This is a genomic window from Rhizobium ecuadorense, assembly GCF_001187535.1.
Classification (GTDB): Bacteria; Pseudomonadota; Alphaproteobacteria; order Rhizobiales; family Rhizobiaceae; genus Rhizobium; species Rhizobium ecuadorense.
This window is the reverse complement of sequence record NZ_LFIO01001733.1, coordinates 144415-167107: the sequence shown is the minus strand read 5'-3', so window position 1 is coordinate 167107 and position 22693 is coordinate 144415. Positions and strand designations below refer to the sequence as shown.

Sequence of the window (22693 nt, the reverse complement as noted above, 5' to 3'; positions counted from 1 at the left end):
TATAGAGGCGCATCAACAGGAAGGTAATGCCATGACAGGTGTCACGCTCACCAGTGCCGGTCTCGACCCGCGCCGCCGCCGGATCCTTTTCCGCTGCTGGCACCGCGGCATCCGCGAGATGGATCTGGTCTTCGGCCAGTTCGCCGAAGCCGAGATCGCGACGCTTTCGGAAGCCGAGCTCGACGAATTCGAGACGATCATGGCTGAGGAAGACAATGATCTGGTGCGCTGGATCATGGGAACATGGCCTGTGCCTGAGCGTTTCCAGACACCGATCTTTGCCCGCCTTGCCGCCTATACGCCCGATTTCGACAAGCCCCTCAGGACGCCGGAATGATCCCTGGTTTTGATGCGAAGAAGCTTGCGGCCATTGCCGAGCCGCTGACGATCGGCAATGTGCCTGTCGGCCTCGAACCGCTGCTGCTCGCCGAACTCGCCCGCGCGGGAGAGCCGGTCGCCTATGTCCTATCCGATGGCCACCGCATGGCCGATCTCGAGCAGATGCTGGGCTTCGTCGCCCCCGACATTCCGGTTCTGACCCTGCCGGCCTGGGACTGTCTGCCCTATGACCGCGTTTCGCCGAGCGCCGATACCTCGGCCCGCCGGCTGGCCGCGCTCGGCGGCCTCATTGCCCACCGGAAGAAGCCGCATGCGGCCATCGTGCTCGTCACCGCCAATGCCATGCTGCAGAAGGTGGCGCCGCAGGATGTCATCGAAAGCCTGAGCTTTTCGGCTCGTCCCGGCAACCAGCTGCGCATGGACGATCTCGCCGGCCGCCTGGAGCGCAACGGCTTCGACCGCGTCGCGACCGTTCGCGAAGTCGGCGAATATGCCGTGCGCGGCGGCATTCTCGACGTCTTCGTGCCGGGTTCGGAAGAGCCTGTCCGCCTCGATTTCTTCGGCGATACGCTGGAATCGATCCGCAGCTTCGATCCGGCGAGCCAGCGCACCACGGGCCAAGTGCGCTCGCTCGATCTCAATCCGATGAGCGAGGTGACGCTGACGCCCGATACGATCAGCCGCTTCCGCAAGAATTACCTCTCGGCGTTCGGCGCGACGACACGCGATGACGCGCTCTATCTCGCCGTCTCCGAAGGCCGCCGTTATCCGGGCATGGAACACTGGCTGCCGCTCTTCTACGAGAAGCTCGACACCGTCTTCGATTATCTCAGCGGCTTCCGTGTTGTCACCGACCATACGGTGCGTGAGGCAGCCGAGGAGCGCTCCAAGCTGGTTTTCGACTATTACGACGCCCGCCTGAATTCCGGTCAGCCGGCCAAGGGCCAGATGGCGCAGGGCACGCCCTACAAGCCGGTGACGCCGGGTCAGCTCTATCTCGACAGCAAGCTTTTCGCCAAAACCCTCGACGCGCTCGCGGCGATCCGCATCAGCCCCTTCAACGAGATCGAGGGTGAGGCGAGGCGGGTCGTCAATATCGACGCCCGCCAGGGCCAGCGCTGGGCCCGCTCGAATGCCGAGGGCGGCGGCGATGCCGAACGCATCAACATCTTCGACGTCGTCGTCAAGCATATCGCCGACCGCCGCGCCGGCGGAGCGAAAGTGCTGGTCACCGCCTGGACGGAAGGTTCGCTGGAGCGCCTGCTGCAGGTGCTGAATGAACACGGCCTGGAAAAGGTGAAGCCGGTCGAGGCGCTGAAAGATGTCGGCGCGCTGGGCAAAGGCGAGGCGGCAGCCGCTGTGCTCAATCTCGAATCCGGTTTCGAGGCGGGCGATCTCGTCGTCATCGGCGAGCAGGATATCCTCGGCGACCGCATGGTGCGCCGCTCCAAGCGCCGCAAGCGCGCCGCCGATTTCATCGCCGAGGTTGCCGGCCTCGATGAGGGCTCGATCGTCGTCCACGCCGAACACGGCATCGGTCGCTTCATCGGGCTGAAGACCATCGAGGCGGCAGGCGCCCCGCATGCCTGCCTCGAACTGCAGTATGCCGACGAGGCCAAGCTCTTCCTGCCGGTCGAAAACATCGATCTTCTCTCGCGCTACGGCGGCGAGGGCACCGAGGCCCAGCTCGACAAGCTCGGCGGCGGCGCCTGGCAGATGCGCAAGGCCAAGCTCAAGAAGCGCCTGCTCGACATGGCCGATGCCCTGATCCGCATCGCCGCCGAGCGGCTGACGCGCCACGCGCCGATGCTGACGACGCCGGATGGCCTTTACGACGAATTTGCCGCCCGCTTCCCCTATGATGAGACCGAGGACCAGGATAACGCCATCGACGCGGTACGCTCCGATCTCGGCGCCGGTCGGCCGATGGACCGCCTCGTCTGCGGCGACGTCGGCTTCGGCAAGACCGAAGTGGCGCTGCGCGCCGCCTTCGTCGCCGCGATGAACGGCGTCCAGGTTGCCATCGTCGTGCCGACGACCTTGCTTGCCCGCCAGCATTTCAAGACCTTTTCCGAGCGCTTCCGCGGCCTGCCGGTGCGCGTCCAGCAGGCCTCCCGTCTTGTCGGGGCCAAAGAGCTGGCGCTGACCAAGAAGGAGGTGGCGGAGGGGAAGACCGATATCGTCGTCGGCACCCATGCGCTGCTCGGCGCTGGCATCAAATTCGCCAATCTTGGCCTGCTCGTTATCGACGAGGAGCAGCATTTCGGCGTCAAGCACAAGGAGCGGCTGAAGGAGCTGAAGAGCGATGTGCACGTTCTGACGCTGTCGGCCACACCGATCCCGCGCACGCTGCAGCTTGCCATGACCGGCGTGCGCGAATTGTCGCTGATCACCACGCCGCCTGTCGATCGCATGGCCGTGCGCACCTTCATCTCGCCCTTTGACAGCCTGGTTATCCGCGAGACGCTGATGCGCGAGCACTATCGCGGCGGCCAGAGTTTTTACGTCTGCCCGAGGCTCGCCGATCTCGCCGATGTGCACGCCTTCCTGCAGTCGGATGTGCCGGAGCTGAAGGTCGCCGTCGCCCATGGCCAGATGCCGGCCGGCGAACTCGAAGACATCATGAACGCCTTCTATGAAGGCCGTTACGACGTGCTGTTGTCCACAACCATCGTCGAATCCGGCCTCGATGTTCCCACGGCCAACACGCTGATCGTCCACCGCGCCGATATGTTCGGCCTTGCCCAGCTCTACCAGTTGCGCGGCCGCGTCGGCCGCTCGAAGGTGCGCGCTTTCGCGCTCTTCACCCTGCCTGTCAATAAGGTGCTGACGGCGACGGCCGACCGCCGGCTGAAGGTGCTGCAGTCGCTGGATACGCTCGGCGCCGGCTTCCAACTGGCAAGTCACGATCTCGATATCCGCGGCGCCGGCAACCTGCTCGGCGAAGAGCAGTCGGGCCACATCAAGGAAGTCGGCTTCGAACTCTATCAGCAGATGCTGGAAGAGGCGGTCGCCGAGGTCAAGGGTGTAGACGAAATCCACGACACCGGCTGGTCGCCGCAAATCTCCGTCGGCACGACGGTGATGATTCCTGAGGGCTACGTTCCCGATCTGCATCTGCGCATGGCGCTCTACCGCCGTCTCGGCGAGATCACCGAACTCAAGGAGATCGACGGCTTCGGCGCCGAGATGATCGACCGTTTCGGGCCGATGCCGATCGAGGTCCAGCATCTCCTGAAGATCGTCTACATCAAGTCGCTCTGCCGCACCGCCAATGTCGAAAAGCTCGATGCCGGCCCGAAGGGCGTCGTCGTGCAGTTCCGCAACAAGGAATTCCCCAACCCGGCAAATCTCGTCGGTTATATCGGCAGGCAGGGCACGATGGCGAAGATCCGCCCCGACCACAGCCTGTTCCTGACCCGCGACCTGCCGACCCCGGAAAAACGCCTGCAGGGCGCCGCCGTGATCATGACGCAGTTGGCCGAGATGGCGAAATAGAAGCAGTTCCAGCAAAAGTGCGAAGCGGTTTTGCGTCCGGAATGCGTGAGGAACAAAGAGATCGGAAGGAGACGGGCATGGCGACATACGGCGCAACGATCGCCTGGGAGCGGAACGGCGAGACCTTCACCGACAATCGTTACAGTCGCGCCCACCGCTGGGGCTTCGACGGCGGCATTGAGTTGCGCGCATCCTCGTCAGCCCACGTCGTTCCGCTGCCTTACTCTGTCGAGGATGCCATCGATCCGGAAGAGGCCTTCGTTGCCTCGCTCTCCAGCTGCCACATGCTCTGGTTCCTCTCGATCGCGGCAAAGCAGCGATTCTGCGTCGACAGCTACACCGATGCCGCCGAGGGCATTATGGAGAAGAATACCGACGGCCGCCTCGCCATGACCGTCGTGACGCTGCGGCCGCATGTCGTCTTCTCCGGCGACAAGCAGCCCTCGCTAAGCGAGCTCGAAAGCCTGCATCATCGCGCCCACGACGAATGTTTCATCGCCAATTCGGTAAAGACCGAGGTGCGCTGCATTCCGGTCCTGGGATGAAGCAAAGGCCGTTGCCCGGCCATTGCCGCCTGCTAGTTGAGTCCGGATCGCGCCTCGGCCTTCGCCTTGGCGATATCGCGCAGCGCGTTGGCCAGCACGTCGGGCGTCTGGGCGCCGCTGACGGCATATTGCTGGTCGAAGATGAAAAACGGCACGCCGCTGACGCCCATCTCCTGCGCCGCCTTGATCTCCGCGACGATCAGATCGCGATCGGCATCGGAGGCAAGCAGCGAAGCGATGACCGAGCGGTCTAGGCCGGCCTTTTCGGCAATATCGAGCAGCACCGCATGGTCGCCGACATTGCGGCCTTCCTCGAAATTCGCCTTGAACAGCGCGTCGACGGCCTTGTCCTGCTTCTCGCGGCCTTCGATCATCGCCCAGTGGATCAGTCGATGCGCATCGAGTGTGTTCGGCCCGATCTTGATCGCCTCGAAATCGAAGGCGATGCCCACCTCGCGGCCGAGATCGGTGAGCATCTTATGGGCCTGCGCTACGCGCTCCTCGCCGCCGAGCTTCTGCGCCAGCGCCTTCTTCTGGTCGACGCCCTCCTTGGGGTAATCGGGATTGAGCCGGTACGGCCGCCAGTTGATATCGACGCCGATTTCGTCCTGCACTTCGGCGATGGCGAGTTCCAGCCGCGCCTTGCCGAGATAGCACCAGGGGCAGACGACATCCGAGACGACGTCGATAGTGATACGTTCCATGATGATCTTCCTTATTCCATGCGCCTCAGAACGGAGACGTTTCAGCCGGCCCGATTCGGCTCTTCTTATTGCACGCTCGTATCCCACCATACCGGCAGCTGGTAGCCGTAAAGCGGCACCGTGTCGGGACGGCCGATGCGCTTGCTGCGCGCCACCCATTGCTGGCCGATATGATAGAGCGGCAGCACGTAATGGCTGGACAGCAGCAGTCGGTCATAGGAACGCACCGCCGCGATGAAGTCCTCGGTCGAGCGCGCCCTCAGCAGATGGTCAATCAGCGTGTCGAGATCGGGATCGTTGGCGCCGGCAAAGGTGTCGTTACCCTCCTTTGTGCGCAGAGCCGAAGACCAGCGACCGAGCTGCTCTATTCCAGGCGACAGCGTGGACACATAGGCTTTGATGATCATGTCGTAATCACGGCTGTTGGTTCGGCTCTGATATTGCGAATCGTCGACGGTGCGGATCGAAACAGTAATCCCGATCGTTTGCAGTGAACGCTGATAGGCAATGGCGAGTTTCTCCTGATCGGCATTCTGGGTCAGGATTTCGAAGGCGAGCTGATGACCCGAGGCGTCTATCATCTTGCCACCCTGGATGGTATAGCCGCCCTGTTTCAACAGTTCGACCGCCTGCCTCAGCACATTGCGGTCGCGGCCGGAACCGTCAGTGACCGGCAACTTATAGGTTCCGTCGAGAATCGTGGGCGCAATTTTGTCCTTGATCGGCCCGAGCAGGGCAATTTCCCTCTCATCGGCGGGAACGCCGAAGCTCGAAAGCTCGGAATTCTGCCAGAAGCTCTGGGTGCGCTTATAGGCGCCGGAATAAAGGTTCTTGTTCGCCCATTCGAAATCGAACACCAGTGACAGGCCCTCGCGCACCTTCGAGTCGGCGAAGATCGGCCGGCGCGTGTTGAACACGAAGCCGAGCATGCCGCTTGGGAGTTTCGGCGTAAACACATCCTTGATCACGGCCCCGGAGGTGGCGGCGGGGAAATCATAGGCATTGGCCCAATGGCCGGGATTACCGTCCGGGTAGATATCGATATCACCCTTCTTGAAGGCTTCGAACAATGTCGTGTCCTGCAGGAAATACTGGACGGTGATCGTGTCGTAATTGTCGGTGCCGACCTTGGCGGGAATGTCCTTGCCCCAGTAATTCGGATCACGCTCATAGGTGATGCTCTCACCGGGTTTCACCGTCTTCACCTTGTAGGGACCGGAACCGAGCGGCGGCGTCAGCGATGTGCGGTCGAAGGTTTCCGGATCGACCGCATGTTTCGGCAGCACCGGGAAAAGGCCCAAGATCAGCGGCGTCTCGCGGTTAGCCTGGTCGTTGAAGGTCAAGCGCACGCTATGCTCGCCCACCTTTTCTATCTTGGCGACGGTTTTCAGGGGGGTCGTGTAACGCGGCAGGCCCTTGTCGCGCATCAGTTCGAAGGTGAATATCACGTCTTCGGGCGTCACCGGCTGGCCATCGGCCCATTTCGCCTTCGGATTGAGGTTGAACTGGATGAAGCTCCTGGCGTCGTCCCATTCCACAGTCTCGGCCAGCAGGCCGTAAAGCGTGAAAGGCTCATCCCTGGAGCGCTGCATCAGCGAATCGTAGACGAGATTGCCATATTCCGGATCCCACATGCCGCGCGCCGTCGTGCGATTACTCTTTACGATGAACGGATTGAGGCTGTCGAAGGTGCCGACGACGCCATAGGTGATCTTGCCGCCCTTTTTTACGTCAGGATTGACGTAAGGAAAGTGCTTGTAATCAGCCGGCAAGGCTGGCGCGCCACGCGTCGCAATGCCGTACAGCGGCTCGGCGGCGGCAGCGCCGCACAGCAGCGAGAGGACGAGGGGGACGACGATCCGGAGCATTCGGCAATCCTTGCGACCACGAAAACGGGCATGATTCACCGCGGAGATTATCATGGGGTCGAGCGATTCCAACACGAAGCGGCGATTTCTTTGGCATCGCGACGAAATGCTCGTCAAATTGCCAAAGAAATGCTGGATATCTTGAACGCTGCGATGTAACAGGTGAACCCGAAGTTTCGGGGTCATGCATTTGCCTTATTTTTTTAAGAGGTGGGTGCCGAACGACCCGAGGTTGGGGCGGCAAGTCGCTGTCCTGAACGGATATCAGGAGACGGAATTCGTTATGATGTTCAAGTCTGAAAAGAAAATGCGGGCAGCGCTGTCCGTTCTGGCAGTGATGTTCGGCGCCGCTTCGGCTCCGGTCTCCTCCTTCGCCCAGGAAGCGGCAGCTCCTGCCGATGGCCAGGCACAGGCCGCCGGTGCGCCGAGGCTCGGCTGGTACAAAACCTGCAGCAAGCAGGAAGACAACGACATCTGTGTTGTCCAGAACCTGATCCTCGCCAATGGCGGCCAGCTCGTCACTGCCGTTGGCCTGATCTCGGTCTCCGGCAAGATCAACCGCAAGCTCCTGCAGGTCTCGGTTCCGACAGCTCGCCTGATCCCCCCGGGCGTCATCATGCAGATCGACGGCGGCAAGGGCCAGAAACTCGACTACGCCGTCTGCCTGCCGGACAAGTGCACCGCCGAAGTCCCGCTAACCGATGCGATGATCGCCAGCCTCAAGAAGGGCAGCGACGTGATCTTGACCTCGATCAACTTCCGCCGCGCCCCGAACCCGATCAAGATTTCGCTCGAAGGCTTCACCGGCGCTTATGACGGCGAACCGGTTTCCGAATCGAAACTCGCTGAAAGCCAGCGCAGCCTGCAGGAAGGCATGCAGAAGAAGGCCGAAGAAGCCCGCAAGAAGCTGGAAGACGCCCAGAAGGCAGCCAAGGCGCAGTAATCCTGCCGCCATCTTGAATTGGAAACCCGGCTTCAGGCCGCGGGTTTTTTATTGATGGGTCTCTGTCTCTCCTCGGCTTTGCGCCGTGGCCCGGTTTACGCCCCGGATTTGCCCCTCACCGTAACCCTCTCCCCGTTTTGACGGGGAGAGGGGACGTGCCACGCAGGATGTCGGCGAGGGACGGAGAGGTCGCGGCATATCCCCTTCGCCCCGTTTACGGGGAGAAGGTGGCGGCAGCCGGATGAGGGGCTCCCCAGCGAAAGGCTGCATTTGCACCAACAGAAAAGGCCTCGCTGGGAGAGGCGAGGCCTTGTTCATGCTGTGAATCAACCGATCTAGTGGGCGAAGCTCATCTTGGGTTTGAACTGCCCTGACGGGGCCTGATCGAAAATCTGGTAGATCTGTGGGTTGCGAAGCGGCGTGCCGCTTTCGTCGTTCATCAGGTTCTGCTCGGAGACATAAGCGACATATTCGCTTTCGTCATTTTCGGCGAGCAGATGATAGAAGGGCTGGTCTCTGCTCGGGCGCACCTCGGCCGGAATGGAGTTCCACCATTCCTCCGTATTCGCGAACTCCGGATCAACGTCGAAGATGACGCCGCGAAACGGGAAAACCTTGTGCCGGACCACTTCGCCGATACTGAATTTTGCTACTCTTTCTTTCATGGTACGACTTCCTTTCATCACCAAATTTGGTGATTGGTGCCGCGCAAATCAAGAATTTTGCGCAAGCGCGTCACATGAACGTCATATCCTCCTGCTGGCGTCCATGACCCTGGGAGGGGAAAGCCCCGGCAGACCGGGACTTTCCGTGTTCCGGCTGATCAGGCCGAATAGTACATGTCGTATTCGACAGGATGCGGCGTCATTTCGAAACGCATCACCTCTGCCATCTTCAGCTCGATGAAGGCATCGATCTGGTCGTCGTCGAACACGCCGCCGGCCGTCAGGAACTTGCGGTCCTTGTCGAGGCTTTCCAGCGCTTCACGCAGTGAACCGCAGACGGTCGGGATCTTTTTCAGTTCCTTCGGCGGCAGGTCGTAGAGATCCTTGTCCATGGCCTTGCCGGGATGGATCTTGTTCTTGATGCCGTCGAGGCCGGCCATCAGCATGGCGGCGAAGGCGAGATAGGGGTTGGCAGTCGGATCCGGGAAACGGACTTCGACGCGTTTTGCCTTCGGATTGGTGCCGAACGGAATACGGCAGGAGGCCGAGCGGTTGCGCGCCGAATAGGCAAGCAGAACCGGCGCCTCATAGCCCGGGACGAGACGCTTGTAGGAGTTCGTCGACGGATTGGTGAAAGCGTTGATCGCCTTGGCATGCTTGATGATGCCGCCGATGTAGTAGAGGCAGCTCTCGGAGAGGCCGGCATATTCGTCGCCGGCAAAGGTCGGCTTGCCGCCCTTCCAGATCGACTGGTGCACATGCATGCCCGAGCCGTTGTCGCCGAAGATCGGCTTCGGCATGAAGGTCGCCGTCTTACCATAGGCATTGGCCACCTGATGCACGACATATTTGTAGATCTGCATCTTGTCGGCGTTGCGCACCAGTGTATCGAACTTGATGCCGAGTTCGTGCTGGGCGGCGGCGACTTCATGGTGATGCTTTTCGACGACGACGCCCATTTCGGAGAGAACCGTCAGCATTTCCGAACGCATGTCCTGGGCACTGTCGACGGGCGGAACCGGGAAATAGCCGCCCTTGACGCGCGGGCGATGGCCGAGGTTGCCGGTTTCGTAATCGGTGTCGTCGTTCGACGGCAGCTCGGTCGAATCGAGCTTGAAGCCGGTATTGTAGGGATCGGCCTTGTACTTGACGTCGTCGAAGACGAAGAATTCGGCTTCCGGGCCGACGAAGATCGTGTCGCCGATGCCGGATGCCTTGAGATAGGCTTCGGCCTTCTTGGCGGTGCCGCGCGGATCGCGGTTGTAAGCCTCGCCGGAAACCGGATCGAGAATATCGCAGACGATGACCATGGTCGACTGAGCGAAGAACGGGTCCATATGCACCGTCTCGGTATCGGGCATCAGCACCATGTCGGACTCGTTGATGGCCTTCCAGCCGCCGATCGAGGAGCCGTCGAACATCACGCCGTCAGCGAACATGTCCTCGTCGACGCAGACAACGTCCATCGTCACATGCTGCAGCTTGCCCTTCGGGTCGGTGAAGCGCAGATCGACGAACTTCACGTCGTTTTCCTTGATCTGCTTCAGAATTTCGCTTGCGGTCGCCATTAAATACCTTCCTCCGATTTACGATAACAATACATGGCTGCGCTGACCGTATCGAACTTTGCGCGCTTGGCAAAGTGGGTCAGATGGCGTCGATGCCGGTCTCGCCGGTGCGGATACGGATAACCTCTTCGACGTTGGAAACGAAGATTTTTCCGTCGCCGATACGGCCGGTCTGCGCCGCCTTGCGGATCGCGTCGATGACGGCCTCCGCGTTTTCGTCGGCCAGTACGACTTCGACTTTCACCTTCGGCAGGAAATCGACGACGTATTCAGCTCCGCGGTAAAGTTCCGTGTGACCCTTCTGACGGCCGAAGCCCTTGGCTTCTGTGACCGTGATACCTTGCAGCCCGACTTCCTGAAGAGCTTCCTTCACTTCGTCCAGCTTGAAAGGCTTAATGATCGCTTCGATCTTTTTCATGAGAAAATGTCTCTCCGCTTCTCCCGTTATGGCAGGAATTTTCCCGCTCGCCGGATATGATGCAGATATCGTGCCAGTTTGAAATCCATCTTCTTAAAAAAATTCGCGGATTTCGCCGAAACCGCTGCATTTGTGGAGATTCTGATGTCGGTTTGGTGACAAATCAGCCGGAAAACTCTGTCGTTTGATCAAAATCATATCGAAAATCGAAAAAAACCCATGTTTAAGGAGTCGCGCAACTATGTCTCGGTGGGATGAAAATGTAGGCAAATGCACAAAATAGGTTCTTTTCTTTGATCTTTCCGGCGGTTGTTTTTTAGGCGTTTTTTGATTGAATAGGCCAATGAGTCACCCGCTATCCGACCTTCTTCTCACGCCTGCCGAGATGGCTGCGGTCGACGCTGCCGCTGCCGCCTCCGGCATCGATTCCTTCGCCTTGATGGAAAGGGCAGGTGCCGCGGCCGCGGCGGCCGCCCTGCGCCTTCATCCCGAAGCTTTGCGCTTCGTCGTGCTCTGCGGGCCCGGCAATAATGGCGGCGATGCCTATGTCGCTGCAAGGCATCTGCAGGAGAGCGGGGCTCTGGTGGCGCTCTTCCATCTCAGCGATCCCGCCAGGCTGAAGGGCGATGCGGCCCGCGCGAAAGCCGGATGCACGCTGCGGGGGGAACAGCTCCACTTCTATAGTCCCGAAAGCGGCGACGTCGTCATTGACGGCCTGTTCGGTGCGGGGCTTAGCCGTGAGGTACCGACCGATGTCCGCACGGTGATCGAGCGGGTCGCCGAGGCGGGTCTTCCCGTGCTTGCCGTCGATCTGCCCTCCGGCCTGGATGGCCGCACCGGCCGGGTGATGGGGGCTGCCTTCCGCGCCTGCAACACCATCACCTTCATGACCCGCAAGCCCGGCCATCTGCTGATGCCGGGCAGGGAGCTTTGCGGTGAGTTGGAGGTCTTCGATATCGGCATTCCCGCCCGCATCATCCGGGCCGAAGCATCCGGCACGGTCGCCGAGAACGGGCCGGATGCCTGGAAAGCCGCGCTGCCCGCCGAGCAGCTGGAAACCCACAAATACAAGCGCGGCCATCTGGTCGTCTTCTCAGGCGAGGCGGACAAGACGGGGGCCGCGCGCATGTCGGCGACCTCGGGCCTGAAGGCGGGCGCCGGCCTGGTGACGATTGCAGCGCCGCGCGCGGCGATGGCTGCCAATGCTGCGCATCTCACCGCCATCATGCTGCATGCGATCGAGGACGAGGCCGACCTTAAAGACTGGCTCGCCGACAAGCGGCTGCAGACCTTCGTTCTCGGCCCCGGTTTCGGCATCGGCGTCAGGGCGCGCGCTTTCGTCTCGGCCCTTGCCGAGCGCCATCTCGTGCTCGATGCCGACGGCATTTCCTCGTTCAAGGACGATCCGCAGCAGCTTTTCGATCTTTTCCAAGGTGAGCCGAGGCTGGTGCTGACGCCGCACGAGGGCGAATTTTCGCGACTCTTTCCTGATATCGGCGGCGACGATGCGCTGGGGAAGGTGGATAAGGCCCTGACCGCGGCCCGCCGCGCCAATGCCGCGATCGTCTACAAAGGCGCCGATACCGTCATCGCCGCGCCGAACGGCCGCGCGCTGATCAACACCAACGCTCCCACCTGGCTTGCCACTGCCGGTTCCGGCGACGTGCTCGCCGGCATCATCGGTGGATTGCTCGCCCAGGGCCTGCCGGCCTTCGAGGCCGCGGCTGCCGGCGTCTGGCTGCACGGAGAGGCAGGGCAACGCGCCGGCAAGGGCTTGACGGCGGAAGAGCTCGCGCTGGCGGTACTGCCGCTTTAGCTCGACTTATCGCTGGAGCAATTTCTGCAGGGCGATCGCCCCATGCGGCGCGTTCACCTTGCCCTCATGGATCATGAAGGCGAAGACGTCGCGCGGCTCGGCCTTGACCTTGCGCCCCTCATCGATCAGCGGCAGATCGTCGGGAACCTTGCCTTCGGCCCAGGTCTCGAGCCGGTCCGCCCAGGCCTTCAAGTCCTTGTCCAGATAGCAGGTTGCAATATCGTCCGATCCTTTCTGCAGCCTGGCATAGACGAAATCGGCCGTCACGTCGGCGATCATCGGATATTCGAAATGTTCGGCGCAGACCGGCGCCACGCCGTATTTCGCCAGCAGCGCCACGAATTCCGGCACCTTGAAGGAATCGTGCCGGACCTCGACCACATGGCGCAGCGCCAGCCCGTCCTGCTTTGCCGGCAACAGCTTCAGGAAGGCCTCGAAATCGTCCGGATCGAACTTCTTCGTCGGCGCGAACTGCCAGAGCAGCGGCCCGAGATGATCGCCGAGTTCGCTGATTCCCGATGACAGGAACCGCTCCATCGATTCCCCGGCTTCGGCCAGCACCCGCCGATTGGTGACGAAGCGCGTTGCCTTCAGTGAAAAGATGAAGCCGTCGGGCACGTCGGCTGCCCATTTGGCAAAGACCGCCGGCTTCTGGGTGCTGTAATAGGTGCCGTTGACCTCGATGACCTTCAGTTGGCGGCTGGCATAATTCAGCTCGTCCTTCTGTTTCAGGTCATCGGGAAAGAAATGCCCGCGCCAGGGCTCGAAGGTCCAGCCGCCGATGCCGGTGCGGATAGTGCCGGATTTCGTCATGTCGTCCTCCCGGTTCGCAGCCATTCAGGCTGCATCAATCTCTTTCGTCATGTCGCCTAGAACAGGATGAATCTTGTTCTAAATCAGAGTATTAGAGCATGATGTCGTCCGAAAACCGTTCACACTTTTCGGCATCATGCTCTAGCATCCATCCTGGCCGATAAGGGTTCGGCCGGCGACCCGTTTCCTGAAACCCGAAGGCGCGATAGAGGGCGATGTTCCGCTCCATCAGCGCATTGGTGTAGAGCCGGATCTCAGGCTGCGCCCATTCGCGCGCCTTGCGCTCCAGCCAGTTGAGCATCGCCAGACCATGCCCGGCACCCTGAAAGGCCGGCGAGACCGCGATGCTGAACAGCATGAGGTGATCCGAATGCCGTTCGACGACCATGAGCGCGGTTATTTCGCCGCCGATCTCGCGCAGCCAGACCTCGCCGCGTTCGATGCGTGGCGCGTAATCTTCCGTCACCGGGATCGGCGGAGCACCGAAGAGCTCGGTATAGGGGCGATAGGCGGCTGCCGTCAGCGTCACGACCCTTTCCAGATCATCGGGCGACGCTGGCCTCATCGTCATTCTGCCGCAGCCGCCCTCTTGGCCGGCCGCCGCTCCAGCAATTCCTTGAGGAACTGTCCGGTATAGGACCGCTTCTCCTTGACGATCGTCTCGGGCGTGCCGAAAGCCACGATCTCGCCGCCGCCATCGCCGCCTTCGGGTCCGAAATCGAGCACCCAGTCGGCGGTCTTGATGACTTCGAGATTGTGCTCGATCACCACAACCGAATTGCCCTGATTGACCAGCTCATGCAGCATCTCGAGCAGCTTGGCGACGTCGTGGAAATGCAGGCCGGTCGTCGGCTCGTCGAGAATATAGAGCGTGCGACCGGTCGAGCGTTTCGACAGTTCCTTGGCGAGCTTGACGCGCTGCGCCTCGCCGCCGGAAAGCGTGTTGGCCTGCTGGCCGACCTTGATGTAACCGAGGCCGACATCCTTCAGCGATTGCAGCTTGTCGCGCACGGCCGGTACTGCCGCGAAGAAATCGACGCCTTCCTCCACCGTCATGTCGAGCACGTCGGCGATCGACTTCTGCTTGAAGGTGACGTCGAGCGTCTCTCTATTATAGCGCTTGCCGTGGCAGACGTCGCAGGTGACGTAGACATCGGGCAGGAAGTGCATCTCGATCTTGATGACGCCGTCGCCCTGGCAGGCCTCGCAACGCCCGCCCTTGACGTTGAAGGAGAAGCGGCCCGGCTGGTAGCCGCGCGCCTTGGCTTCCGGCAGGCCGGCGAACCAGTCGCGGATCGGCGTGAAGGCGCCGGTATAGGTCGCCGGGTTCGAGCGCGGCGTGCGGCCGATCGGCGACTGGTCGATATCGATCACCTTGTCGATATGCTCGAAGCCGTCGATGCGGTCGTGATCGGCCGGGTTTTCGCGCGCGCCCATCACCCGCCTAGCCGCTGATTTATACAGCGTCTCGATCAGGAAGGTGGATTTGCCGCCGCCGGAGACGCCGGTCACCGCCGTAAAGACGCCGAGCGGGATCGAGGCCGTGACGTTCTTCAGGTTGTTGCCGCGCGCGCCGACCACCTTGATTTCGCGGCCCTTCTTCTGCTTGCGGCGCTCGTTTGGAACGGGAACGCCCAGTTCGCCTGAGAGATATTTTCCGGTCAGCGACTGCGGATTGTCCATGATGTCCTGCGGCGTGCCGTGGGCAATGACCTGGCCGCCGTGAATGCCGGCGGCGGGGCCGATATCTACCACGTCGTCGGCCGTCATGATCGCATCCTCGTCATGTTCGACGACGATGACGGTGTTGCCGATGTCGCGCAGGTGCTTCAGCGTGTCGAGCAGCCGGGCATTGTCGCGCTGATGCAGGCCGATCGACGGCTCGTCGAGCACGTAGAGCACGCCGGTCAGCCCCGAGCCGATCTGCGAGGCCAGCCGGATGCGCTGGCTTTCGCCGCCCGACAGCGTGCCGGAATTGCGCGACAGGCTGAGATATTCCAGGCCGACATCGTTGAGGAAACGCAGCCGGTCGCGGATTTCCTTGAGGATGCGCACGGCAATCTCGTTCTGCTTGGCATTGAAGCCGGCCGGCAGCGTCTCGAACCAGTCGCGGGCGACGCGGATCGACATGCCGGTGACTTCGCCGATATGCAGCGTGCTTATCTTCACCGCTAAGGCCTCCGGCTTCAGGCGGAAGCCGTTGCAGGACGGGCAGGGGGCCGCCGACATGAAGCGCTCGATATCCTCGCGCGCCCAGGCGGAATCAGTCTCCTTCCAGCGCCGCTCAAGATTGGTGATGATGCCTTCGAAATTCTTCTGCGTTGTATAGGAGCGGGCGCCGTCGGCATAATGGAATTCGATCTTGTCGTCGGTGCCGTTGAGGATGACATCCTTGGCCTCGTCGGAAAGATCGTTCCAGCGCGTCCCGAGCTTGAAGCCGTAATGTTTGCCGAGCGCCTCAAGCGTCTGGTTGTAGTAGGGCGAAGTCGACTTGGCCCAGGGGGCGATCGCCCCGTCGCGCAGCGTCCGTTCGGGCTCCGGCACGATCAGATCCGGATCGATTTTCTGCTGGGCGCCGAGGCCGTCGCAGGTCGGGCAGGCGCCGAAGGGATTGTTGAAGGAGAACAGTCGCGGCTCGATCTCCGGAATGGTGAAGCCGGAAACCGGGCAGGCGAATTTTTCCGAAAACAGCACGCGCTCATGCGTCTCGTTCAGCGACTTGTTGGCCGAGCCGCCGGCCGAAGTCTCTTCCGGCGGCAGCGGCTTGTCGGCGAATTCGGCGACAGCTAGCCCGTCGGCGAGCTTCAGGCAGGTTTCCAGACTGTCGGCCAGGCGGGCCGAGACATCCGAGCGCACGACGATGCGGTCGACCACCACGTCGATATCGTGCTTGTATTTCTTATCGAGCACCGGCGCCTCGGCGATCTCGTAGAACTGGCCGTCGACCTTGACGCGCTGGAAGCCCTTCTTCATCAGCTCCGCCAGTTCCTTCTTGTATTCGCCCTTGCGCCCGCGCACGAGCGGCGCGAGAATATAAAGACGGGTGCCTTCGCCGAAATCGAGGATGCGGTCGACCATCTGACTGACGGTCTGGCTCTCGATCGGCAGGCCGGTCGCCGGCGAATAGGGAACGCCGACACGGGCAAAGAGCAGGCGCATATAGTCGTAAATCTCGGTGACGGTGCCGACAGTCGAGCGCGGATTGCGCGAGGTGGTCTTCTGTTCGATCGAGATCGCCGGCGACAGCCCGTCGATCTGGTCGACGTCGGGCTTCTGCATCATTTCGAGGAACTGCCGGGCATAGGCCGACAGGCTCTCGACATAACGGCGCTGGCCCTCGGCATAGATCGTGTCGAAGGCAAGCGAGGACTTGCCGGAGCCCGAAAGCCCGGTCATGACGATCAGCTTGTTGCGCGGCAGATCGAGATCGATGCCCTTGAGATTATGCTCGCGCGCGCCGCGGATGGAGATCGTCTTCAGTTCGCTCATCGTCTCAGCTTTGGTCCTTTGGGATAACAGCCCTTATTTAGTGATGCCGACCGGCGAGTCGAGGCTGAATGTCAACTAGGGTCAAGGTTTTCGATTCTGTTGACAGGATCATACGGATAAACTAGAACAAATAAAGAACAAAATTCCTGATGAATGCATGCGGCTTTCTGATGGGATAAACATGTGGATGAACGACCGTTTACGCGCATCGGCGGTCCGCGATGGTTTAAGGTGCGCTGATCGATTAACGCCGCCGGGCAGGGCGGCAGGCAGGGTGTGAAGCATGGCTGGTAGTGTAAACAAGGTAATTCTGATTGGAAACGTCGGTGCGGACCCGGAAATCCGCCGCACGCAGGATGGCCGGCCGATCGCCAATCTCCGTATCGCGACCTCGGAGACCTGGCGCGACCGCAATTCCGGCGAGCGCCGTGAAAAGACCGAATGGCACACGGTCGTCGTCTTCAACGAGGGCCTATGCAAGGTCGTCGAGCAATATGTGAAGAAGGGCGCCAAGCTCTATATCGAAGGCCAGCTTCAGACCCGCAAATGGCAGGACCAGCAGGGCCAGGACCGCTACTCGACGGAAGTGGTGCTGCAGGGCTTCGGTTCGACGCTGACCATGCTCGACGGCCGCGGTGAAGGCGGCGGTGCAAGCTCCGGCGGCGGTCGTGGCGGCAGCAGCAACAATGATTATGGCGACGACTACGGCGCCCCGGCTCCCTCATCATCGCCAAGCCGCGGCGGTGGCGGCGGCAACTTCTCGCGCGATCTCGACGACGACATCCCGTTCTAAAGAGAATTGTGCGAACCCTGGCGGATCAGCATTGGAAGAACGGATTGAAATTGTCCGACTTCCTTGCTCGGGCTCGGTCGGCGAGACGCCAAGTGGTCTTTTGCGAGATTCATTCCAGATGCTCTGCGAATAAAAGCGGGTGATCGGCCAGAACTGGTGTCGGGGATGAACGGAGCCGCTTTATGCAGGCGGAGATTTCAGGCTTTCGGGGGATTTGCTGATGGGATCGTTTTCTATTTGGCATTGGCTGATTGTTTTTCTATTTTTCGGAGTGCCAATTTACTTTGCTGTTAGATCAGCCAGGAGAACAACAGACCCAGTCAACGGCCCGTCGGGTTTCGGTGGGTGGCTTCTGCTTTTAGCAATAGCAGAGGTCATAGGACTACTTAAAATACTGGGAGCTGTTGCGAAGTCGATAGAAAATTACGCTGAATATGATGGTGGCGGAGGAGGCCAACTGGTGTTTATTGGCGAGGCCGCCTTGAACTTTGCGCTTATGGCGATTCAAGTAGTGGTAATCTGGTTTATGTTTAAAAAGGACAGAATATTTCCGAAGTTGTTCTTCTATCAGTGGATAGCTATCCCAGTCGCCCTCGTACTCGATATTGCCTTCGTTTCCACCGTCCTAGGAGTCGGTGTTAATCAACTTCTGACAGCCGAGGTTGTTGCCCCGAGCGTATTTTCGATCATCTTCACCGGCCTGTGGGTGTGGTACTTGTCCAAATCGGTAAGGGTTCGGAACACATTTATCCAGCAAGTCCGCACTCGGAGCGAGATATTTTCGTAGAAGGCGACGATTTGATTCTCCCATTCAGTCTATACGCCGTGTTCTGATTTTCCGTTCTGACCGGTGGACCTGCGTGGCAGTACTTCGGAGCAGGATGTTCGAAGACGGCGTCAATGCTCTCGTTGATTTTCCGATCAATGCGGCGTCGCGCTGATCAGATTGAGGGCCGCTTTCGCGCCGTCGACGACGAATTGCACCGCAAGGGCGGCGAGGATGACGCCGAGGAGCCGTGTCAGGATCGCCCGGCCGGTGACGCCGAGGAAACGGTCGAGCCGTTCGGCAATCAGCAGCATCAGGAAGGTCAGCAGCAGATTGGCGGCGATGACGGCGATCAGCTGGGCTTTTTCGACGGAGGTCGGCAGCGTGCCGGCAAGCAGGATCGTCGCGGAGATCGCACCGGGACCGGCGATCAGCGGCAAGGCGAGCGGAAAGACGGCGATATTTTCGATATGATCCTTGGTGACGGCCGCCTCGGTGGCCTTCTCCTTGCGCTCCTGGCGCCGTTCGAACACCATCTCGAAGGCAATCCAGAAGAGCAGCAGGCCGCCGGCGATGCGGAAGGCGCCGATCGAAATGCCGAGCACGCCGAGCACGCCGGCCCCGAACAGCGCGAAGACGGCGAGGATGATGAAGGCGATGGTCGAGCCGCGCAGCGCCACCTGCGTGCGCTGGGCGCGGCTCATGCCGGTCGTCAGCCCCAGGAAGATCGGGGCCAGCCCCGGCGGATCGATGGTGACGATGAGCGTCGTGAAGGCGTTGATCAATAGGTCGGCGCTTGCCATCGTCTCTCGAGAACCCCATATAGTTGCGTGGTTTTTATGCGTGGTTTTATGATTGTGAAGCCGGTATTCCGATTTGGCAAATATCCCGCGGCGGCCCGCGGCGGATTTCTCCGGTTCGGCCGCGCAACTTACATGTTTTACCCTCTTTAAGCCGCAAAAGCCTGTTCAAAACGCCGCGTGAAATTGGCGCGGGAACGGGCTTTCCGCTATAAATCTTCAAGTGATTCTAGAAGAGATCGTGATCTGTTTTGACTGAGCAAACACCCCCCGGCGGCGGGAAGCTCCCGCCAGGCATCGAGCCCATCTCCATCATGGAGGAAATGCAGCGGTCGTATCTCGATTACGCCATGAGCGTCATCGTCAGCCGCGCGCTGCCCGACGTGCGCGACGGCCTGAAGCCCGTGCACCGGCGCATCCTTTACGGCATGTCCGAGCTCGGCATCGACTGGAACAAGAAATACGTCAAATGCGCCCGCGTCACCGGTGACGTGATGGGTAAATACCATCCGCACGGCAATTCGGCGATCTATGATGCGCTGGCCCGCATGGCCCAGCCCTGGTCGCTGCGTCTGCCGCTGATCGATGGCCAGGGCAATTTCGGCTCGGTCGACGGTGATCCGCCGGCGGCCGAACGTTACACCGAATGCCGCCTCGAAAAGGCTGCCCATTCGCTGCTCGACGATCTCGACAAGGAAACTGTCGATTTCCGCGACAACTACGACGGCACGCTCTCCGAGCCGGTCGTGGTGCCGGCCAAATTCCCGAATCTGCTCGTCAACGGCGCCGGCGGCATCGCCGTCGGCATGGCGACCAACATTCCGCCGCACAACCTGTCGGAAGTCATCGACGGCTGCATCGCGCTGATCAACGATCCGGCCATCGAACTGCCGGAACTGATGCAGATCATTCCCGGCCCCGACTTCCCGACGGGTGCGAAGATCCTCGGCCGTGCCGGCATTCGCTCGGCTTATGAGACCGGCCGTGGTTCGGTCATCATGCGCGGCGTTGCGGCCATCGAGCCGATGCGCGGCGACCGCGAGCAGATCATCATCACCGAGATTCCCTACCAGGTGAACAAGGCGACGATGATCGAGAAGATGGCCGAGCTGGTGCGCGACAAGCGCATCGAAGGCATCTCCGATCTGCGCGACGAATCCGACCGCCAGGGTTATCGCGTCGTCGTCGAACTGAAGCGCGACGCCAATGCCGAGGTCATCCTCAACCAGCTTTATCGTTATACGCCGCTGCAGACCTCTTTCGGTTGCAACATGGTGGCGCTGAATGGCGGCAAGCCGGAGCAACTGACCCTGCTCGACATGCTGCGCGCTTTCGTCTCCTTCCGTGAAGAAGTCGTTAGCCGGAGAACGAAATTCCTGCTGCGCAAGGCGCGTGACCGCGCCCATGTGTTGGTCGGCCTCGCCATTGCCGTCGCCAATATCGATGAAGTCATCCGCGTCATCCGTCAGGCGCCCGATCCGCAGTCGGCCCGCGAAGAACTGATGACCCGCCGCTGGCCGGCCGAAGATGTCGAAAGCCTGATCCGTCTGATCGACGATCCGCGCCACCGCATCAACGAGGACCTGACTTACAACCTCTCCGAAGAGCAGGCCCGCGCCATCCTCGAACTGCGCCTTGCCCGTTTGACGGCTCTTGGCCGTGACGAAATCGGCGACGAACTCAATAAGATCGGCGAGGAAATCAAGGATTACCTCGATATCCTCTCTTCGCGCGTCCGCATCCAGACCATCGTCAAGGATGAGCTTACTGCCGTGCGCGACGAATTCGGTACGCCGCGCCGCACCGAGATCGTCGATGGCGGCCTCGAAATGGACGACGAGGATCTGATTGCCCGCGAGGACATGGTCGTCACCGTTTCGCATCTCGGCTATATCAAGCGCGTGCCGCTGACCACCTACCGCGCCCAGCGCCGCGGCGGCAAGGGTCGCTCCGGCATGACCACCCGCGACGAAGATTTTGTTAGCCGGCTATTCGTTGTCAACACCCATACGCCGGTCCTTTTCTTCTCCTCACGTGGCATCGTCTACAAGGAAAAGGTCTGGCGCCTGCCGATCGGCACGCCGACCTCGCGCGGCAAGGCGCTGATCAACATGCTGCCGCTCGCCCCCGGCGAACGCATCACCACCATCCTGCCCTTGCCCGAGGACGAGGAGAGCTGGGACAATCTCGACGTCATGTTCTCGACGACGCGCGGCACGGTTCGCCGCAACAAGCTGTCGGATTTCGTCCAGGTCAACCGCAACGGCAAGATCGCCATGAAACTCGAGGAGGAGGGCGATGAGATCCTCTCCGTCGAGACCTGCACGGAGAATGACGATGTGTTGCTGACGACGGCGCTCGGCCAGTGCATCCGCTTCTCCGTCGACGACGTCCGCGTTTTTGCCGGCCGCAACTCGATCGGCGTGCGCGGCATCAGCCTTGCCGGCGGCGACCGCATCATCTCGATGACCATCGTCCGCCATGTCAACGCCGAGCCGTGGGAGCGTGCCGCTTACCTGAAGCGCGCCGCCAACGACCGCCGCCTGACCACGGGTGAGGCCGAGGAGATCGCGCTGGTCGGCGAGGAGGTCACCGAGGAGGGACAGCTCTCCGACGAGCGTTACGAAGAGCTGAAGCAGCTCGAGCAGTACGTTCTCACCGTCTCCGAAAAAGGCTTCGGCAAGCGTTCGTCGTCCTACGATTTCCGCATCTCCGGCCGCGGCGGCAAGGGCATCCGCGCCACCGACACGTCGAAGACCGGCGAGATCGGCGAACTGGTCGCGGCCTTCCCCATCGAGGACGGCGATCAGATCATGCTGGTTTCCGATGGCGGCCAGCTGATCCGCGTACCGGTCGGCGGCATCCGCATCGCCAGCCGCGCCACCAAGGGCGTCACCATCTTCTCGACGGCCAAGGACGAGAAGGTCGTCTCGGTCGAGCGTATCAGCGAGCCTGAGGAGGATGAGGCGGAGGAGACTGTCGAGACCGCCGAAGGCGCCGCAGCGACCGGCGAAGCGGCTGCCGGTGAGGCGCCGGCTGCCGATGGCGATCCGGCCGGGCCGGCCGAGGAATGATCAGGTGAACGGGGCGGCTTCGGGCCGCCCTTTTCTTTAGCAGTCGCGGTTGTCTTTACCGGGGGCAAAGAAAAAGCCGGACGCTGGGTGCATCCGGCTTTGAAAGGCCTTGGCAGCGGAAGGGGGCCGCTCAAGGTGGGGAAGGAGTTGGAAAAGGAGGAAAGTCAGAACGCTCTATGTTTTTCGTTCAGCGCCTTGACCTCTTCACCTTCGCGCCGCAGCGCTGATATCGTCGAGGCTACAGACACTATGAACATGACGCTGATAAGGGCGGTGAGCACTGTCAAGATCGTGAACATAGGCATTCCTTTCCTGGGGAGTTGCGTTCTCGCCCCTCAGTACTGGCCCAGTACGGCCGTCCGGGCCGAAGCATAGGGACCATAAACCTTGGACGTATCAATCTTCTGATCATAGAGAGCGACAGTTGCGGTCAGCATGCCCGTGACCATTACCATCCAGAGCACGTTAATCATCGTAATCTTGCCGGGCATCTTTAGTCCTTCCTGCCGCGATAATCGCATCTATGTGTCGGTTGAATGAACGCATCCGTTTTAAAATGGTTCCGCCGGATGTTGAGGCGGTGTTTACCAATGC

At 61.0% G+C, this 22693-nt stretch carries 19 protein-coding genes; 8 read left to right on the top strand and 11 right to left on the bottom strand.

Features of this window, described 5'->3' with window-relative positions; all coding sequences use genetic code 11:
• Positions 1–31: 31 nt before the first annotated feature.
• The 3 genes from AF337_RS33995 to AF337_RS33985 all read left to right on the top strand — a co-directional run bounded on the left by AF337_RS33995 (position 32) and on the right by AF337_RS33985 (position 4382).
• Positions 32–337: an FAD assembly factor SdhE gene (locus AF337_RS33995; protein ID WP_049735505.1), complete on the top strand. Its 306-nt coding sequence runs from the start codon at positions 32–34 to the stop codon at positions 335–337.
• Entirely contained in the window at positions 334–3837 is a 3504-nt protein-coding gene (mfd, locus tag AF337_RS33990) for a transcription-repair coupling factor (protein ID WP_049735504.1), read from the top strand. The genes AF337_RS33995 and mfd overlap by 4 nt, the downstream gene beginning before the upstream one ends.
• 77 nt (positions 3838–3914) lie before the next feature.
• Entirely contained in the window at positions 3915–4382 is a 468-nt protein-coding gene (locus AF337_RS33985) for an OsmC family protein (protein WP_049735503.1), read from the top strand.
• 32 nt (positions 4383–4414) lie between these two features.
• On the opposite strand, the gene AF337_RS33980 is transcribed toward AF337_RS33985, so the two are convergent.
• Together AF337_RS33980 and AF337_RS33975 are read right to left on the bottom strand one after the other, a co-directional pair.
• On the bottom strand, positions 4415–5086 hold the full coding sequence (locus AF337_RS33980; RefSeq protein ID WP_049735502.1) for a DsbA family oxidoreductase: 672 nt from the start codon (positions 5084–5086) through the stop codon (positions 4415–4417).
• A gap of 65 nt (positions 5087–5151) precedes the next feature.
• Positions 5152–6954 carry an extracellular solute-binding protein gene (locus AF337_RS33975; protein WP_049735501.1) on the bottom strand — a complete coding sequence of 601 codons (1803 nt, stop codon included), beginning with the start codon at positions 6952–6954 and terminating at the stop codon, positions 5152–5154.
• A gap of 283 nt (positions 6955–7237) precedes the next feature.
• On the opposite strand from AF337_RS33975, the gene AF337_RS33970 reads away from it, so the two are divergent.
• Positions 7238–7897, top strand: a complete 660-nt coding sequence (locus AF337_RS33970; RefSeq protein ID WP_049735500.1) for an invasion associated locus B family protein — start codon at positions 7238–7240, stop codon at positions 7895–7897.
• A gap of 335 nt (positions 7898–8232) precedes the next feature.
• On the opposite strand, the gene hspQ is transcribed toward AF337_RS33970, so the two are convergent.
• From hspQ to AF337_RS33955, 3 genes are all read right to left on the bottom strand, one after another.
• On the bottom strand, positions 8233–8562 hold the full coding sequence (gene hspQ / locus AF337_RS33965) for a heat shock protein HspQ (RefSeq protein WP_003539613.1): 330 nt from the start codon (positions 8560–8562) through the stop codon (positions 8233–8235).
• A 158-nt stretch (positions 8563–8720) separates the two neighbouring features.
• On the bottom strand, positions 8721–10130 hold the full coding sequence (gene glnA / locus AF337_RS33960; protein ID WP_003559365.1) for a type I glutamate--ammonia ligase: 1410 nt from the start codon (positions 10128–10130) through the stop codon (positions 8721–8723).
• Positions 10131–10209: 79 nt separating this feature from the next.
• A complete protein-coding gene (locus AF337_RS33955) occupies positions 10210–10548 on the bottom strand; it encodes a P-II family nitrogen regulator (protein ID WP_003539626.1) in 339 nt (112 codons plus the stop codon).
• A gap of 343 nt (positions 10549–10891) precedes the next feature.
• On the opposite strand from AF337_RS33955, the gene AF337_RS33950 reads away from it, so the two are divergent.
• The gene (locus AF337_RS33950; RefSeq protein WP_049735499.1) at positions 10892–12364 is read left to right on the top strand and encodes a bifunctional ADP-dependent NAD(P)H-hydrate dehydratase/NAD(P)H-hydrate epimerase; all 1473 of its coding nucleotides are present in this window, start codon (positions 10892–10894) and stop codon (positions 12362–12364) included.
• A 6-nt stretch (positions 12365–12370) separates the two neighbouring features.
• Here AF337_RS33950 and AF337_RS33945 read toward each other — a convergent pair whose 3' ends face one another.
• From AF337_RS33945 to uvrA, 3 genes are all read right to left on the bottom strand, one after another.
• Positions 12371–13177 carry a DUF72 domain-containing protein gene (locus tag AF337_RS33945; protein WP_049735498.1) on the bottom strand — a complete coding sequence of 269 codons (807 nt, stop codon included), beginning with the start codon at positions 13175–13177 and terminating at the stop codon, positions 12371–12373.
• 91 nt (positions 13178–13268) lie between these two features.
• Positions 13269–13748, bottom strand: a complete 480-nt coding sequence (locus tag AF337_RS33940; protein WP_049735497.1) for a GNAT family N-acetyltransferase — start codon at positions 13746–13748, stop codon at positions 13269–13271.
• Positions 13745–16666: an excinuclease ABC subunit UvrA gene (gene uvrA / locus AF337_RS33935; protein WP_049735496.1), complete on the bottom strand. Its 2922-nt coding sequence runs from the start codon at positions 16664–16666 to the stop codon at positions 13745–13747. The genes AF337_RS33940 and uvrA overlap by 4 nt, the downstream gene beginning before the upstream one ends.
• Positions 16667–16949: 283 nt before the next feature.
• Between uvrA and AF337_RS33930 the strand changes: the two genes are divergently transcribed.
• Complete coding sequence (locus AF337_RS33930; protein WP_049735495.1) at positions 16950–17459, top strand: single-stranded DNA-binding protein; 510 nt, start codon at positions 16950–16952, stop codon at positions 17457–17459.
• Between the two features lie 220 nt (positions 17460–17679).
• Entirely contained in the window at positions 17680–18246 is a 567-nt protein-coding gene (locus AF337_RS33925) for a DUF2569 family protein (protein WP_049735494.1), read from the top strand.
• 134 nt (positions 18247–18380) lie between these two features.
• Here the strand turns inward: AF337_RS33925 and AF337_RS33920 are convergent, their stop codons facing one another.
• Positions 18381–19028, bottom strand: coding sequence for a MarC family protein (locus tag AF337_RS33920; protein ID WP_049735493.1), 648 nt, complete (start codon positions 19026–19028; stop codon positions 18381–18383).
• A 248-nt stretch (positions 19029–19276) separates the two neighbouring features.
• On the opposite strand from AF337_RS33920, the gene gyrA reads away from it, so the two are divergent.
• Positions 19277–22099, top strand: a complete 2823-nt coding sequence (gene gyrA / locus AF337_RS33915; protein ID WP_049735492.1) for a DNA gyrase subunit A — start codon at positions 19277–19279, stop codon at positions 22097–22099.
• A 164-nt stretch (positions 22100–22263) separates the two neighbouring features.
• Here the strand turns inward: gyrA and AF337_RS46150 are convergent, their stop codons facing one another.
• On the bottom strand, positions 22264–22398 hold the full coding sequence (locus AF337_RS46150) for a hypothetical protein (RefSeq protein WP_018445350.1): 135 nt from the start codon (positions 22396–22398) through the stop codon (positions 22264–22266).
• Between the two features lie 36 nt (positions 22399–22434).
• The gene (locus AF337_RS43875; RefSeq protein WP_003586478.1) at positions 22435–22590 is read right to left on the bottom strand and encodes a hypothetical protein; all 156 of its coding nucleotides are present in this window, start codon (positions 22588–22590) and stop codon (positions 22435–22437) included.
• Positions 22591–22693: the final 103 nt, after the last annotated feature.

Coding starts and splice junctions, on each gene's coding strand:
- AF337_RS46150 (WP_018445350.1), bottom strand. CDS start 22,398: ATGTTCACGATCTTGACAGTGCTCACCGCCCTTATCAGCGTCATGTTC.
- mfd (WP_049735504.1), top strand. CDS start 334: ATGATCCCTGGTTTTGATGCGAAGAAGCTTGCGGCCATTGCCGAGCCG.
- AF337_RS33995 (WP_049735505.1), top strand. CDS start 32: ATGACAGGTGTCACGCTCACCAGTGCCGGTCTCGACCCGCGCCGCCGC.
- AF337_RS33955 (WP_003539626.1), bottom strand. CDS start 10,548: ATGAAAAAGATCGAAGCGATCATTAAGCCTTTCAAGCTGGACGAAGTG.
- glnA (WP_003559365.1), bottom strand. CDS start 10,130: ATGGCGACCGCAAGCGAAATTCTGAAGCAGATCAAGGAAAACGACGTG.
- hspQ (WP_003539613.1), bottom strand. CDS start 8,562: ATGAAAGAAAGAGTAGCAAAATTCAGTATCGGCGAAGTGGTCCGGCAC.
- AF337_RS33980 (WP_049735502.1), bottom strand. CDS start 5,086: ATGGAACGTATCACTATCGACGTCGTCTCGGATGTCGTCTGCCCCTGG.
- AF337_RS33945 (WP_049735498.1), bottom strand. CDS start 13,177: ATGACGAAATCCGGCACTATCCGCACCGGCATCGGCGGCTGGACCTTC.
- AF337_RS43875 (WP_003586478.1), bottom strand. CDS start 22,590: ATGCCCGGCAAGATTACGATGATTAACGTGCTCTGGATGGTAATGGTC.
- AF337_RS33925 (WP_049735494.1), top strand. CDS start 17,680: ATGGGATCGTTTTCTATTTGGCATTGGCTGATTGTTTTTCTATTTTTC.
- AF337_RS33940 (WP_049735497.1), bottom strand. CDS start 13,748: ATGACGATGAGGCCAGCGTCGCCCGATGATCTGGAAAGGGTCGTGACG.
- AF337_RS33985 (WP_049735503.1), top strand. CDS start 3,915: ATGGCGACATACGGCGCAACGATCGCCTGGGAGCGGAACGGCGAGACC.
- uvrA (WP_049735496.1), bottom strand. CDS start 16,666: ATGAGCGAACTGAAGACGATCTCCATCCGCGGCGCGCGCGAGCATAAT.
- AF337_RS33920 (WP_049735493.1), bottom strand. CDS start 19,028: ATGGCAAGCGCCGACCTATTGATCAACGCCTTCACGACGCTCATCGTC.
- AF337_RS33950 (WP_049735499.1), top strand. CDS start 10,892: ATGAGTCACCCGCTATCCGACCTTCTTCTCACGCCTGCCGAGATGGCT.
- AF337_RS33970 (WP_049735500.1), top strand. CDS start 7,238: ATGATGTTCAAGTCTGAAAAGAAAATGCGGGCAGCGCTGTCCGTTCTG.
- AF337_RS33975 (WP_049735501.1), bottom strand. CDS start 6,954: ATGCTCCGGATCGTCGTCCCCCTCGTCCTCTCGCTGCTGTGCGGCGCT.
- AF337_RS33930 (WP_049735495.1), top strand. CDS start 16,950: ATGGCTGGTAGTGTAAACAAGGTAATTCTGATTGGAAACGTCGGTGCG.